Here is a 13,788-nt window from a genome sequence, read left to right as displayed (position 1 = left end):
CTCACGCCTCCTTTGAGTCGGTCGGGGCGGCGCTCACGCGGGAGCGGCGCTGCGGTGGCTCGGGCGGGTCTTCTTCCAGGAGGTTGGGTCGCGAACGGCGCAGCGGCGGCTTGGCACCGAGCCGCTTCGGGTCCAGGCCGGACCAGCTGTGTCCCTCGGAGAAGAACTTCTTGCGGGCCATGAGCGTCATCACGGGCTTGGTGAAGAAGAACACCACGACCACGTCGAGGACGGTGGTCAGACCGAGGGTGAACGCGAAGCCCTGGACCTTGCCGACCGTGACGACGAACAGCACGGCGGCGGCGAGGAACGACACGAAGTCGGAGACCAGGATGGTGCGCCGGGCGCGCGGCCAGGCGCGCTCGACGGCGGGACGCAGCGTGCGGCCCTCCCGGATCTCGTCACGGACTCTCTCGAAGTACACGATGAACGAGTCCGCGGTGATACCGATCGCAACGATCGCACCACACACCGCGGGGAGGTTCAGGGCGAAGCCGATGCCCGGGCCGAGGAGCGACATGATCGTGTACGTCATGATCGCGGAGGCACCGAGGCTGAGGATCGCGATCAGCGACAGGCCTCGGTAGTAGGCCACCAGGTAGATGATGACCAGGGCCAGGCCGATGGCACCGGCGATGAGGCCGGCGTGCAGCTGCTCACCGCCGAGCGCGGCGGTGACCGTGGTGGTGCTCGCCACGTCGAACGACAGCGGGAGCGCGCCGAAGGACAGGATGTTGCCCAGGTTCTGCGCGGACGCCTGGTCGAAGCTGCCGGAGATCTCGGCGCTGGCGCCGAGGGTCTGGGCCACCGAGGGCGCCGAGACGACGTTGCCGTCGAGCACGATCGCGAACTGGTTCATCGGGGGCTGCTGCTGCGAGAGCTTCCCGGTGATGGCCTGGAACTTCTTCGTACCGCCGCTGGTGAAGTCCATCTGGACGATCCACATGCCGCGCTGCTGGTCGAGCACGCCCTTCGCCTTGGAGACGTCGGTGCCGTCCAGCTCGGCCGGGCCGAGGATGTACTTGTCCCAGTTCTTGCCGGTGGTGTCCTGGCCGCAGGCGACGATCGTGTCCTTGGGACCGCTGCTCTGGTTGACCGTCGTACGGGACGCCTCGTCGCGGCAGTCGAGCGCCGTGAACTTCTTCTCCAGGGCGGCGGTGGCCGGGTCCGGGGGCGGCGGGGGTGTCGTGGCCGACGGGTCGGGGGTCGCCGAGCCGGCGGGCGCGTCACTGGCACCCGGGGTGGGCGTGGGGGTCGGCGCCTTCTTGAGGGCGTCCGTGACCGCGCGGCCCTGGGTGGTGCTGGACGGGCTGGGCTTCGAGGACGCCGAGCTGTCCGCCTGGGGCTTGCCGCTCGCCGAGGGCTTCGCGGAGCCGCTCGGTGAGGTGCTCGGCGCGGGCTCCGGTGCCGTGGGCGTACCGGGCGCGTAGGTCAGCACCGGCCGGAAGAAGAGCTGGGCCGTCGTACCGACCTGGTCCTGGGCCTGCTTGCTGTTCGTACCCTTGGGGATGTTGACAATGATGTTCTTGTCACCCTGGGTCTGAACCTCGGCCTCGGAGACACCCAGACCATTGACGCGGCGGTCGATGATGTTGACCGCGGTGTCCATGTTGGTCTTGTTGATCGCGTTCGGCTTGCCCGGCGTGTTCTTCGCCTGGAGCGTGATGCTCGTGCCGCCCGCGAGGTCGATCCCCAGGCGTGGCGTGACATGACCGGACCAGAACATGCCGCCGGTGAGGGCGACCATGGCAATCAGGAACAGGGCCAGGGTGCGCCCCGGCCTGCCTGGGGACCCTGCCTGCCTTCGGCCCTTATTAGGTGCTGCCACCTTCTCGTTTCTCCCTGTCCAACCGCCCCGCGCCGGGTGTGCGCCGGGGCGGCCACGAAGTGATGTGGGGACCTGCCCCCGCAGAACACAGCACGGAACGCACGCCGAAGAGGACCGCGGAGCGGCCCTCGGTCACGGACCGACTACTTCGCGTCCGCTTCGCCGTCGGCCTTGCCGTCCTTCGCGTCGGCCGCCTTGACGGCGTCGGCCGGCGCGGGCTCCTCCTTGTCGGCCTCGGCCGCGTCGGTGTCGTCGGCCTCGGGACGCTTGCCCAGGTCGATCTTGGCGACGGACTCGTCGGCGTCGCCGTCGATGAGCGACGACGCGTCGTCGGGAACGACGGTGTCGTCGGACGTCAGGTCGTCGCCGTGCACGATCCGGTTGTACTCGTCGTCGTCCAGCACAGCGCCGATGGCGTTCTTGGCGTACACGGCGTGGACGCCGGGAGCGACCTCGAGAACGACCATGTCCTCGTGCACCTCCTTCACCGTGGCGTACATGCCGCCGATCGTCCGGACGCCGGTGCCGGGCTGCATGTCGCTGCGCATCTGCGCGGCGGCCTGCTGCTTCTTCTTGGCGGACCGGGTCATCAGGAACATGGCCCCGATGAGCACGATGAAGGGGAGAAGGGTCACTGGACTCACGGGAGGGAACTTCCTTCGCACGACCGCGCTGGAGAACGGCCTCATATACGGGGGTGGGCATGCCGACCTGGAAGGGCGGCATCGGCGGAGTCTAAGCGAGTCCGCGTCGTTGGAACAACGCCCAGCATCGCACCCTGGTTCCGTCCCGGTCGAGCGTGCTGCGCCTCACGCCCCGAACAAACCTTGTTGTCCCGCTGTGCCCGGGGCCTGCTGCGGCGGTACGAGCCCGAGGTGCGCCCAGGCCGCGGGGGTGGCGACGCGGCCCCGGGGCGTACGGGCCAGCAGGCCTTCCCGGACGAGGAACGGCTCGGCGACCTCCTCCACCGTCTCCCGCTCCTCCCCCACGGCCACCGCGAGGGTCGACAGGCCCACGGGGCCGCCGCCGAACAGCTTGAGGAGGGCCCGCAGGACGGCCCGGTCGAGGCGGTCGAGACCGCGGGCGTCGACCTCGTACACCGCCAGGGCGACCTGGGCGATCTCGCGGTTGATCACTCCGTCGGCCTTGACCTGGGCGTAGTCCCGCACGCGGCGCAGCAGGCGGTTGGCGATACGGGGCGTGCCGCGCGAGCGGCCGGCGATCTCGGCGGCGCCCTCCGCGTCGATCTCCAGGTCGAGGAGCTGGGCCGAACGGTGGAGGACGCGCTCCAGCTCGGCGCTCTCGTAGAACTCCATGTGGCCGGTGAAGCCGAACCGGTCCCGCAGCGGGGGCGGCAGCAGCCCGGCCCGGGTGGTGGCGCCGACGAGGGTGAACGGTGGCAGTTCCAGCGGGATGGCGGTGGCGCCGGGGCCCTTGCCGACGATGACGTCGACCCGGAAGTCCTCCATCGCCATGTAGAGCATCTCCTCGGCGGGCCGGGACATGCGGTGGATCTCGTCGAGGAAGAGGACCTCGCCCTCCTGGAGGGAGGAGAGGATCGCGGCGAGGTCGCCCGCGTGCTGGATGGCGGGGCCCGAGGTGATGCGGATCGGGGCGTTCATCTCCGCCGCGATGATCATGGAGAGGGTGGTCTTGCCGAGGCCGGGCGCGCCGGAGAGCAGCACGTGGTCGGCGGTGGCGCCGCGGGCGAGCGCGGCCTTGAGCACCAGGTCGAGCTGCTCGCGGACCCGTTCCTGGCCCACGAACTCGTCCAGCGACTTGGGGCGCAGGGCCGCCTCGACGGCCTGGTCCTCCCCGTCCGCGGAGGGGGCTACGAGCCGGTCGTCCCTGTCGTCCTCGTCGTGGGGCGTCCGTGTGTCGGCGCCGGTGTCGTCCCAGTTCACTCTGTCCCGCCGATGCTCACTCTGTCTCACCGTCGTTCACTCGGTCTCAGCGTCCACTCTGTCCCGCCGGGCCGGCCCGGCGGGGTCGTTCCGCGCGGGGCACCCGCCCCGGCGCCGCTCAGCGGGTCCTGTTCAGGCTCTGGAGCGCGGCGCGCAGCAGCTGCGGCACGGGTGGCTGCAGCCCTTCCGCGACGGCGGCCTCGGCCTGCGGGGTGACGAGCGCGACGGCCTCGTCGGCCTCGCGGGTGGCGTACCCGAGGCCGAGCAGCGCGGCGTGCAGCTGGTCGCTCCAGGAGGCGGGGAGCGTGGCGCCGACGCCCTGGGCGCGGGCGGGGCCGACGGGTGCGCCGAGCCGGTCCTTGAGCTCCAGCAGCAGCTTCTGGGCGCCGCGCTTGCCGATGCCGGGGACGGCCGTCAGGGTCTTCTCGTCGCCGTTGGCCACCGCGATCCGCAGGGTGTCCGGGCTGTGGACGGCGAGCATGGCCTGGGCGAGGCGCGGGCCCACGCCGCTGGCGGTCTGGAGCAGCTCGAACACCTGGCGCTCGTCGTCGTCCGCGAAGCCGTACAGCGTGAGCGAGTCCTCGCGGACGACCAGGGACGTGGCGAGCTTGGCGTCCTCGCCGATCCGGAGCCTGGCGAGGGTGCCGGGGGTGCACTGGACGGCCATGCCGATGCCGCCGACCTCGATGACGGCGGTGGTCGGGGCGAGCGCGGCGACCGGGCCGCTCACGAAGGCGATCATCGGGGGACCTTCCGTACGGGTGCGGTGGCGGGGATGCGGGAGGGGCGGGCCGCGGCGTGGGCCTGCTGGAGGCGGTTCAGGGCGGGGGCCCGCCAGATGTGGCAGATGGCGAGCGCGAGGGCGTCGGCCGCGTCGGCCGGCTTGGGCGGGGCGGCCAGCCGCAGCAGCCGGGTGACCATCGCGCCGACCTGGGCCTTGTCGGCGCGGCCGCTGCCGGTGACGGCGGCCTTGACCTCGCTGGGGGTGTGCAGCGCCACGGGGATGCCGCGCCGTGAGGCGCAGAGCATGGCGACCGCGCTGGCCTGGGCCGTACCCATGACCGTGCGGACGTTGTGCTGGGCGAACACCCGCTCCACCGCGACCAGTTCGGGCTTGTGCTCGTCGAGCCAGGCTTCGATGCCCTGCTCGATGGCGACCAGCCGCATCCCGATCTCGGCGTCCGCCGGGGTCCGCACGACCCCGACACCGAGCATCGTCAGCGGACGGCCCGCGACGCCCTCGACCACGCCGATACCGCACCGGGTCAGCCCCGGGTCGACCCCCAGCACCCGCATCGCGCCCCCTCCCGCTCTCCGTGCCCGCATACCCGTTGTCCGCGTTCGACCTCGCTGGTCAGCACAGTATCGGTCACCACCGACAACGAGACGGACCGACGGAGCGTCGCCCCGTCGGTCCGTCAGGTGAAGCCGTGTCAGCGGCGGGCGCTCAGGCGTCCACCTTCTCCATCACTTCGTCCGAGACGTCGAAGTTGGCGAAGACGTTCTGCACGTCGTCGCTCTCCTCCAGCGCGTCGATCAGCTTGAAGATCTTGCGCGCGCCCTCCTCGTCCAGGTCGACCTGCATGGTCGGGACGAAGCTGGCGTCGGCGGAGTCGTAGTCGATGCCCGCTTCCTGGAGGGACGTACGGACCGCGACCAGGTCGGTGGCCTCGCTGAGCACCTCGAAGGTCTCACCCAGGTCGTTGACCTCCTCGGCGCCCGCGTCGAGCACGGCACCCAGGACGTCGTCCTCGCCCAGCTCGCCCTTGGGGACGATCACCACGCCCTTGCGGTGGAAGAGGTACGAGACGGAACCGGGATCGGCCATCGAACCGCCGTTACGGGTCATGGCGACCCGGACGTCGGAGGCCGCGCGGTTGCGATTGTCGGTGAGGCACTCGATGAGCACCGCGACCCCGTTCGGGCCGTACCCCTCGTACATGATCGTCTCGTAGTCGGCGCCACCGGCCTCCAGGCCGGCGCCGCGCTTGACCGCCGAGTCGATGTTCTTGTTCGGCACCGAGCTCTTCTTCGCCTTCTGGATGGCGTCGAACAGCGTCGGGTTGCCGTCGATGTCGGCGCCGCCACTGCGGGCCGCGACCTCGATGTTCTTGATCAGCTTCGCGAAGAGCTTGCCGCGCTTGGCATCGATCACGGCCTTCTTGTGCTTCGTCGTAGCCCATTTAGAGTGGCCGGACATCTGCCTGTCTCCTTCGCGTAACCCATCCTGCTCCGTTCGGCAGCGATCCTACCGGCCCACCGTCACCGTGCGGAGCGCACCATGTCGGAGAAGAAGCGGTGCAGGCGGTGGTCGCCGGTCAGTTCGGGGTGGAACGACGTCGCGAGGGCCGTGCCCTGCCGGACGGCGACCACATGGCCCCCGTACTCCGCCAGCACCTCGACCTCGGCGCCGACCGACTCGACCCAGGGCGCCCGGATGAACACACCCTCCACGGGGCCGCCCTCGACCCCCGTGACGTCCACGGCCGCCTCGAACGACTCGTTCTGCCGCCCGAAGGCGTTCCTGCGCACGATCATGTCGATCCCGCCGAGCGTCTCCTGCCCCGACCGGGGGTCCAGGATCTTGTCGGCCAGCAGGATCATCCCGGCGCACGTGCCGTACACGGGCATCCCGGCCGCGATCCGCTCCCGGAGCGGCTCCAGCATCCCGAACAGCACCGCCAGCTTGGACATCGTCGTCGACTCGCCGCCCGGGATCACCAGGCCCTCGACCCCGGCCAGTTCCTCGGGGCGCCGCACGGTCCTGGCCGCGGCGCCCGCCGCGGCCAGGGCGGCCAGATGCTCCCTGACGTCGCCCTGGAGGGCGAGTACCCCGACCACCGGGGCCACAGGAGTGCTCATGGGTGCTTACCAGCCACGCTTCGCGTAGTGCTCGGACTCGGGGAGGGTGTCGATGTTGATCCCGACCATGGCCTCGCCCAGGTTCCTGGACGCGTCCGCGATGATCTTCGGGTCGTCGTAGAAGGTGGTCGCCTTCACGATCGCGGCCGCCCGCTTGGCGGGGTCGCCGGACTTGAAGATGCCCGAACCGACGAACACGCCCTCGGCGCCCAGCTGACGCATCAGCGCCGCGTCCGCCGGGGTGGCCACCCCGCCCGCCGAGAAGAGGACCACGGGCAGCTTGCCGAGCGCGGCGACCTCCTTGACGATCTCGTACGGCGCGCGCAGCTCCTTCGCGGCGGCGTACAGCTCGTTGGAGTCGAAGCCGCGGAGCTTGGCGATCTCGTTCTTGATCTGGCGCAGGTGGCGGACCGCCTCGACGACGTTGCCGGTACCGGCCTCGCCCTTGGAGCGGATCATCGCCGCGCCCTCGGCGATCCGGCGCAGGGCCTCACCCAGGTTGGTGGCGCCGCAGACGAAGGGCGTGGTGAAGGCCCACTTGTCGGAGTGGTTGACCTCGTCGGCCGGGGTCAGGACCTCGGACTCGTCGATGTAGTCGACGCCGAGGGACTGGAGGACCTGCGCCTCCACGATGTGGCCGATCCGGGACTTGGCCATGACCGGGATCGAGACGGCCTCGATGATGCCCTCGATCATGTCCGGGTCGGACATGCGCGCCACGCCGCCGTGCTTGCGGATGTCGGCGGGAACCCGCTCCAGCGCCATCACGGCCACCGCGCCGGCGTCCTCGGCGATCTTGGCCTGCTCGGGCGTGACCACATCCATGATCACACCGCCCTTGAGCTGCTCGGCCATGCCGCGCTTGACGCGAGCGGTACCGGTCTCGGGGGACTGGGGAGAAGTGGACACGGAAGCGACCTCACTGGCTGGAACGGGAACGGTGGACGGACGTCTCCTTGAGGAAACGCCCGGTGAGCGGTCCACAGCAAGAGCCAATGCGGTGCCGGTGGATCCTTCTCAGCCGCTGCCCGGGCGGTCGGCCAGGGCCACCGGGGGCTCGTCGTCCATCTCGAAGGCGAGGGGGAACGGCGCGTGCCCGGCCAGCCGGAACCAGCGGACCTTGCGGTGGCGGCGCAGGGCGCGGGCGGCCCGTACCGCGTCGTTGTGGAACCGCCGCGCCATCGGTACGCGCCGCACCGCCGCCGCGAGCTCGCCGGCGGCGTCCTCGCCGCCCGGGGCGGCCCGTACCGCCTCGACCTGCTCGGTCTCGCCGAACACCGCGCGCAGCGCCTGGCTCAACTCGCTCTCCGCGACCTCACGTTGCTCCTCCTCGGCCTGCCGGGCCGCGTGGGCCGCCTGGTACAGCACGATGGACGCGGCGGGATCGAGGACGCCGGAGGTGGCCAGCTCCTGGGTGACCGAGGCGCGGCGCAGGAGCTGGGCGTCGAGGGCGGCGCGGGCGGCGTCGATCCGCGCGTGCAGGCGGTCGAGGCGGCCGGCGGTCCAGCTGAGGTAGAGCCCGATCGCGACGACGGCGACGGCGATCCATACGAGGGTTGGGGTCACGGGCGGCAAGGCTACCGGCCCTGTGGGGCGGGGGGTCGGGGGCTTGGCCTGGTGGCCCTGTGAGGAGGGCGTGCGGGTGCGTGGGGGTGGGCGTTGCCTGCGGCGCAGTTCCCCTACCCGCCCCTTCCCGAGACCGGGGCGCTGCCCCGGGCCCCGGTGTCCTCAATCGCCGGACGGGCTTGGTTTCGCGGGCTTGGTCTCGCTCGACTCGTCAGTCCTTCGGGGTGCCCAGGCCGAATCTTGCCCTCAGGCCCGTCGTCCGTTCGTCCGTCGCCACCGAGGCCGCGCCGTCCGTCACCGTCTCGTACACCGCCAGGATGTCCGCGCCCACGGTCGACCAGTCGAAGCGGCGCACGTGCGCGCTGCCGCGTTCGCGGAGGCGGTCGCGGCGGGCCGGGTCGCCCAGGAGGCGGACCGCCGACGCCGCCAGGGCGTCCGCGTCCTCGTTGCGGAACAGCTCGCCCGCCGCCCCCTGGTCCAGCACCTGCGCGAACGCGTCCAGGTCGCTCGCCAGCACCGCCGCCCCCGCCGACAGCGCCTCGACCAGGATGATGCCGAAGCTCTCGCCGCCCGTGTTGGGCGCGACGTACAGGTCGACACTGCGCAGCAGCCGCGCCTTGTCCTCGTCGCTCACCATCCCGAGGAACTCCACCCGCGACCGCATCGCCTTCGGGAGGGACTCCACGGCCTCCTTCTCGTCGCCCCGCCCGGCGACCAGCAGCCGCGTCTCCGGGTACGCGCCGAGGATCTTCGGCAGGGCCCGCATCAGCACGGGCAGCCCCTTGCGCGGCTCGTCGATGCGCCCGATGAAGCCGATCGTGCCGCCCTGCCACTCCGGATTGGCCTCGGCCTTGGCGAAGAAGTCGACGTCCACGCCGTTCGGGATCACCACGGCGTCCCCGCCCAGGTGCTCCACCAGCGTCCGGCGCGCGTACTCGCTCACCGCGATCCGCGCGCTGATCTTCTCCAGCGCCGACTGGAGGATCGAGTACGCCGCCAGCATCGCCCGCGACCGGGGGTTCGACGTGTGGAACGTCGCGACGATCGGCCCCTGGGCCGCCCAGCACGCGATCAGCCCCAGCGACGGCGACGTCGGCTCGTGGATGTGGATCACGTCGAAGTGCCCGTCGTGCAGCCACCGCCGCACCCGCGCCGCCGACAGCAGCCCGAAGTTCAGCCGGGCCACCGACCCGTTGTACGGAACGGGCACCGCCCGCCCCGCCGACACCACGTACGGCGGCAGCGGCGTCTCGTCGTCCGCCGGCGCCAGGACGGACACCTCGTGCCCGAGCCGGATCAGATGCTCCGCCAGGTCCCTGATGTGGAACTGGACCCCGCCGGGCACGTCCCACGAGTAGGGGCAGACGACCCCGATCCTCACGCCGGCCCCCCGCGCGACGCGTCGCCGGACCCCGCGGCGCCGGCCGGCCCGGCACCGGGCGCCCCCGACGGTTCGAGGTCCGCGACCCACAGCCTCTGCAACATGTGCCAGTCCTCCGGATGCTCGGCGATCCCGCCCGCGAAGACGTCCGCCACCGCCTGTGCCATGACAGACGTCTTCTCGGCGCGCGTACCTGACTCCGGGACCTCGACCGGCGGATGGACCCGCCCCCGCATCACCGGGGAGTCGTCGTACCAGAGCGTCACCGGCAGCAGCAGCGCCCCCGTCTGCTGCGCCAGCAGCGCGGGCCCCGCCGGCATCCGGGCGGTGTCCCCGAAGAAGTCGACCTCGACGCCCGACGCCGACAGGTCACGGTCGGCGACCAGGCAGACCAGACCGCCGTCCCGCAGCCGCCGCGCCAGGGTGCCGAAGGCGGAGCCGCCGGTGTGCGGCAGCACCTCCATGCCCAGGCTCTCGCGGTACGCCACAAAGCGGTCGTACAGCGTCTCGGGCTTCAGCCGCTCGGCGACCGTCGTGAACGGCACCCCCAGCGCGCGCGTCACCCAGACCCCCGCCAGGTCCCAGTTGGCCAGGTGCGGCAGCGCCAGTATCACGCCCCGCCCCGACGCCAGCCCGTCCGTCAGATGGTGCACGTCCTTGGGGTCGAAGCCCCCGCTCACCCGCTCCGCGCTCCAGGTGGGCAGCCGGAACGACTCCATCCAGTAGCGCATGTACGAGCGCATCCCGGCCTTCGACAGGGCGGCGAGCCGCTCAGGACCGGCGTCGGGCACGACCCGCGCCAGGTTCGACTCCAGCCGCAGCACGCTCTTGCCGCGCCGCTTCCACGCCGTGTCGGCGATCGTCCGGCCGAGCGCCGCCGCCGCCGGCTCCGGGAGCGTCTTGACCGTGCTCCAGCCCAGCCCGTACAACCCGTCCGTGACCCGGTCGCGCACCCCGCTCATGAGGCGGCCTCACGCCCCTGCGAACCGGAGCCCCCGGAGCCGGACCCCGCGCCCGAGGCGGCCTCCGCCGCCGCGGCCGCGTCCGCCTCCGCCGACTCGCGCCGAACGGTCACCACCCGCTGCGCCAGCGTCACCGCCGAGCCCACCGCGACGATCCACAGCGCGATCGGCAGCAGGATCTCGATCCCCGGCACCCCGAACGTCCGGTGGAATCCGGCCAGACCCGCCGCGACCAGCGAGATCACCAGCCGCTCCGCCCGCTCCACCAGCCCGTTGACGGCGACCGGCAGGCCGATCGACTCCCCCCGGGCCTTGGTGTACGAGACGACCTGGCCACTCGCGAGGCAGAAGATCGACACGGCACACAGCACGTTGTCGTCACCACCGCCCGCGTACCAGAGGGCGAAGCCCCCGAAGATCGCGCCGTCCGCCACCCGGTCGAGCGTCGAGTCCAGGAAGGCGCCCCAGCGGCTGGAGACACCCGCCTGCCGCGCCATGTTGCCGTCGACGAGATCGGAGAAGACGAAGATCGTGATGACGATCGTGCCCCAGAAGAACTCCCCGCGAGGGAAGAAGACCAGCGCACCCGCCATCACTCCGGCCGTACCGATGAGCGTGACCGCGTCCGGACTGACTCCACGGCGGAGCAGAAACGCGGCGAACGGCGTGAGGACACGCGTGAAGAATGCACGCGCGTACTTGTTCAGCATGGCCTTCCCGACGGTCGTTGGGCCGCGCGGCCCCGACGGCCACCGGCTGGCCCATCGTAGCCACGCCCGCGACGCGCCACCGCCGCACACCCGCGCGGGGCGCCGGACAACATCCGGCCCCCGGTGGCGAAAGAGCGCCAACTCCCCTGACGTGGACCACGTACCGCCGTTACGCTGAGGTGCCCAGCTCCGCAGGTGTGCCGGGTGCTCTGACTCAGGAACAGGCCGCAGCAGCGGGTCCGTGCGGCAAGGGGGCGGCAGTGGCGAGTGACGGATTCGACTTCGGCCCGGGGGCGCAGGTCCCGCTCACGGGATCGGACGGGCAGACCGCGGCGACGCACGCCCTCGCCTCGGCGGCCTACCGGGACAGCCCGGTCGAGGAGATCCTCAAGGCCGACAACGAATGGCACAAGTCCAAGGTCACCAAGGGCAGGTTCTCGCTCCTGGAGCCCAATCTCGGCGAGGCGTTCGCCCGCGCCGTCCAGCTCAGGACCCTCGGCGGCGGCCGCGGCGCCCTCATCCAGTCCTTCGGCACCGAGTCCCAGACCGTGGTCGAGCACTGCCTCGCCGCGAACGGGATACGGAAGGAGAGGGACAAGAAGCTCACCGCCATCACCGCCCTGTTCGGCCTGCTCTTCCTCCCCGGCGCCCTGCTCTGGCTCGGCGTCTTCCAGCTGCGCCGCAGCCTCGCCGGGGCGAAGGACCGCCGCGTCGGCGCCATGGGCTCCGCCCTCCTGATCGCCGTCGGCGTCCTCGCCGTCATCTTCCTCATCGCCCTCCCCTTCGCCGGCCCCCTCGGGTGGTACCTGCGCGGCATGATCGTCGCCCCGGTCGTCGGCTGGTGGCTGGCCAAACGCGTCTGCGAGGCCACCGCGAAGGACCTGCGCGCCCGCTGGAGCGCCCTCCTCGCCGGCGGCGGCATCGGCGCCAAGATCCCCGAGGCCGTGCCGGGCAACCCGGGCGACGCGAGCCGCGAGCAGCTGCGCCAGGGCCTGGAGAAGCTCACCGCCGAGCAGCGGTCCAACGTCGTCTTCTACGCGGGCCCCAAGGGAATACTGGGCATGGGCACCCGCTGGGGCAGCTGGCAGCTCGCCGAGGACCTCGTCCCCAAGGACCCCGCCAAGGAGATCCACCAGTTCCGCAGCTACGACGTCATACGGGCCATCCACGACCAGTTGAAGCTGCTGGAGCGCGGCCCCCTCAACTCCGGTGGATTCCCGCCGCCTTCGGTCAAGCACTGGATCGTCTCGCCGGTCGGCGAGGGCGCCGGCTCGGTGAGCCGCCCCGAGGGCCAGGACATCGACGCGTACCAGGTCAAGAGCCACGAGATACAGCGGATCTGCAACCACCAGCAGTTCGGCAGCGGCAACCGCCACAACCTCGGTGTCCAGTTCACCCTGTGGGACGGCCAGTTGGTCCTCACCATGATGATCAACGTCACCGTCCTCTACCAGACGCTGCGCATCGAGGTCACCGGCCACGCGCTCGGCCCCGTCCACTCCCTCTTCACCTCCGGGCCCTCCCCCAAGAGCGTCACCGTCGCCAAACCGGTCCGCTTCTGGGAGACCGTCGACAAGCCGCTGCCGCTGGTCGAGCCGAAGGAAGCCGTCCGCCTCGCGGCCCGCGCGCCCTTCACCTGGTACCCGCCGCTGCTCGACCACCTCGGCGGCAAGCTCGGCCTCCCCGAGCCCTTCGGCCTGCGGCACGCCTGGGCCGACCAGCCCTGGCGCCACCGCTTCATGGCCGACGACGCCATGCGCGCCGCGACGCCCGTCCTGCGCGTGGCGCACGCGGCGGCGATGCGGGTCCTGGACGAACACGGCGTGGACACCACGAGCTTCGGCAGCAGGTCGTCCACGCTCGGCGGAGCCGTACAGGACCCGACCCCGCGGAAGGCCGACGTGTACGACGCGTGAGCCACGGATCGCCGCCCCGGGCCGCCCTCGCGGGCGGGGCGGGGCGGCGATCCGCTACGGCTGTACGGGCCAGGCGGCGGCGAGCATCGCCCGCGTGTCCGCCAACAGCTGCGGCAGCACCTTCGTGTGCCCGACCACCGGCATGAAGTTGGTGTCGCCACCCCAGCGCGGCACCACATGCTGATGCAGGTGCGCGGCGATCCCCGCCCCGGCCACCGAGCCCTGGTTCATCCCGATGTTGAAGCCGTGCGCCCCGGACGCCGTGCGGAGCGCGGTCATCGCCCGCTTGGTGAACAGCCCCAGCTCGGCCGTCTCCGCCTCGTCCAGCTCCGTGTAGTCGGCGACGTGCCGGAACGGCACCACCATCAGGTGCCCGCCGTTGTACGGATACAGGTTCAGCACCGCGTACACCCGGGTACCCCGCGCGATGATCAGCCCGTCCTCGTCCGACTTCGACGGGATCGCGCAGAACGGACAGCCGTCGCCGGCCTCCGGCCCGGTGGGCTTGTTCTCGCCCTGGATGTACGCCATCCGATGGGGCGTCCACAGACGCTGGAACGCGTCCGGGGTCCCCACACCGATCTGCTGCTCCGGCTCACTCGTCATGCTGTGCAGCATATGACTTCGGACGTGGGAAGCGTGTCGCCGGGCCTCCGCCG

General features: G+C 71.6%; 14 protein-coding genes. 1 reads left to right on the top strand and 13 read right to left on the bottom strand.

Features of this window, described 5'->3' with window-relative positions:
- Window position 1: 1 nt before the first annotated feature.
- The 12 genes from secD to pgsA form a co-directional block, all read right to left on the bottom strand.
- The gene (gene secD, locus HA039_RS28685; RefSeq protein ID WP_167034233.1) at window positions 2-1,828 is read right to left on the bottom strand and encodes a protein translocase subunit SecD; all 1,827 of its coding nucleotides are present in this window, start codon (window positions 1,826-1,828) and stop codon (window positions 2-4) included.
- A 143-nt stretch (window positions 1,829-1,971) separates the two neighbouring features.
- Window positions 1,972-2,472, bottom strand: coding sequence for a preprotein translocase subunit YajC (gene yajC, locus HA039_RS28680; protein WP_167034232.1), 501 nt, complete (start codon window positions 2,470-2,472; stop codon window positions 1,972-1,974).
- A gap of 165 nt (window positions 2,473-2,637) precedes the next feature.
- Window positions 2,638-3,732: a Holliday junction branch migration DNA helicase RuvB gene (ruvB, locus tag HA039_RS28675; RefSeq protein WP_167034231.1), complete on the bottom strand. Its 1,095-nt coding sequence runs from the start codon at window positions 3,730-3,732 to the stop codon at window positions 2,638-2,640.
- Window positions 3,733-3,850: 118 nt separating this feature from the next.
- A complete protein-coding gene (gene ruvA / locus HA039_RS28670) occupies window positions 3,851-4,474 on the bottom strand; it encodes a Holliday junction branch migration protein RuvA (RefSeq protein WP_167034230.1) in 624 nt (207 codons plus the stop codon).
- A complete protein-coding gene (gene ruvC, locus HA039_RS28665) occupies window positions 4,471-5,028 on the bottom strand; it encodes a crossover junction endodeoxyribonuclease RuvC (protein WP_167034229.1) in 558 nt (185 codons plus the stop codon). Before ruvC ends, ruvA begins: the two co-directional genes overlap by 4 nt.
- 151 nt (window positions 5,029-5,179) lie before the next feature.
- Window positions 5,180-5,932: a YebC/PmpR family DNA-binding transcriptional regulator gene (locus HA039_RS28660; RefSeq protein ID WP_167034228.1), complete on the bottom strand. Its 753-nt coding sequence runs from the start codon at window positions 5,930-5,932 to the stop codon at window positions 5,180-5,182.
- Window positions 5,933-5,994: 62 nt separating this feature from the next.
- Complete coding sequence (gene pdxT / locus HA039_RS28655; RefSeq protein ID WP_167034227.1) at window positions 5,995-6,594, bottom strand: pyridoxal 5'-phosphate synthase glutaminase subunit PdxT; 600 nt, start codon at window positions 6,592-6,594, stop codon at window positions 5,995-5,997.
- Window positions 6,595-6,600: 6 nt separating this feature from the next.
- Window positions 6,601-7,503, bottom strand: coding sequence for a pyridoxal 5'-phosphate synthase lyase subunit PdxS (gene pdxS / locus HA039_RS28650; RefSeq protein ID WP_167034226.1), 903 nt, complete (start codon window positions 7,501-7,503; stop codon window positions 6,601-6,603).
- A gap of 108 nt (window positions 7,504-7,611) precedes the next feature.
- Window positions 7,612-8,160, bottom strand: a complete 549-nt coding sequence (locus HA039_RS28645) for a LemA family protein (RefSeq protein WP_167034225.1) — start codon at window positions 8,158-8,160, stop codon at window positions 7,612-7,614.
- Between the two features lie 211 nt (window positions 8,161-8,371).
- A complete protein-coding gene (locus HA039_RS28640) occupies window positions 8,372-9,541 on the bottom strand; it encodes a glycosyltransferase family 4 protein (protein ID WP_167034224.1) in 1,170 nt (389 codons plus the stop codon).
- Window positions 9,538-10,503, bottom strand: coding sequence for a phosphatidylinositol mannoside acyltransferase (locus HA039_RS28635; protein WP_167034223.1), 966 nt, complete (start codon window positions 10,501-10,503; stop codon window positions 9,538-9,540). The genes HA039_RS28640 and HA039_RS28635 overlap by 4 nt, the downstream gene beginning before the upstream one ends.
- On the bottom strand, window positions 10,500-11,213 hold the full coding sequence (pgsA, locus tag HA039_RS28630; RefSeq protein ID WP_167034222.1) for a phosphatidylinositol phosphate synthase: 714 nt from the start codon (window positions 11,211-11,213) through the stop codon (window positions 10,500-10,502). The genes HA039_RS28635 and pgsA overlap by 4 nt, the downstream gene beginning before the upstream one ends.
- Before the next feature lie 260 nt (window positions 11,214-11,473).
- Between pgsA and HA039_RS28625 the strand changes: the two genes are divergently transcribed.
- Window positions 11,474-13,129: a hypothetical protein gene (locus HA039_RS28625; RefSeq protein ID WP_167034221.1), complete on the top strand. Its 1,656-nt coding sequence runs from the start codon at window positions 11,474-11,476 to the stop codon at window positions 13,127-13,129.
- Between the two features lie 54 nt (window positions 13,130-13,183).
- On the opposite strand, the gene HA039_RS28620 is transcribed toward HA039_RS28625, so the two are convergent.
- A complete protein-coding gene (locus tag HA039_RS28620; protein ID WP_167034220.1) occupies window positions 13,184-13,747 on the bottom strand; it encodes an HIT family protein in 564 nt (187 codons plus the stop codon).
- Window positions 13,748-13,788: the final 41 nt, after the last annotated feature.

It is taken from the genome of Streptomyces liangshanensis, assembly GCF_011694815.1.
Taxonomy (GTDB): domain Bacteria; phylum Actinomycetota; class Actinomycetes; order Streptomycetales; family Streptomycetaceae; genus Streptomyces; species Streptomyces liangshanensis.
Note: the sequence above shows the minus strand (reverse complement) of the source record. Positions and strands in the feature narration are given on the sequence as shown.

What these genes read in the sequence shown, in the direction of transcription:
- pdxT (WP_167034227.1), bottom strand. Translation starts at nt 6,594, where the DNA reads ATGAGCACTCCTGTGGCCCCGGTGGTCGGGGTACTCGCCCTCCAGGGC.
- ruvC (WP_167034229.1), bottom strand. Translation starts at nt 5,028, where the DNA reads ATGCGGGTGCTGGGGGTCGACCCGGGGCTGACCCGGTGCGGTATCGGC.
- HA039_RS28635 (WP_167034223.1), bottom strand. Translation starts at nt 10,503, where the DNA reads ATGAGCGGGGTGCGCGACCGGGTCACGGACGGGTTGTACGGGCTGGGC.
- HA039_RS28660 (WP_167034228.1), bottom strand. Translation starts at nt 5,932, where the DNA reads ATGTCCGGCCACTCTAAATGGGCTACGACGAAGCACAAGAAGGCCGTG.
- pgsA (WP_167034222.1), bottom strand. Translation starts at nt 11,213, where the DNA reads ATGCTGAACAAGTACGCGCGTGCATTCTTCACGCGTGTCCTCACGCCG.
- ruvA (WP_167034230.1), bottom strand. Translation starts at nt 4,474, where the DNA reads ATGATCGCCTTCGTGAGCGGCCCGGTCGCCGCGCTCGCCCCGACCACC.
- HA039_RS28620 (WP_167034220.1), bottom strand. Translation starts at nt 13,747, where the DNA reads ATGCTGCACAGCATGACGAGTGAGCCGGAGCAGCAGATCGGTGTGGGG.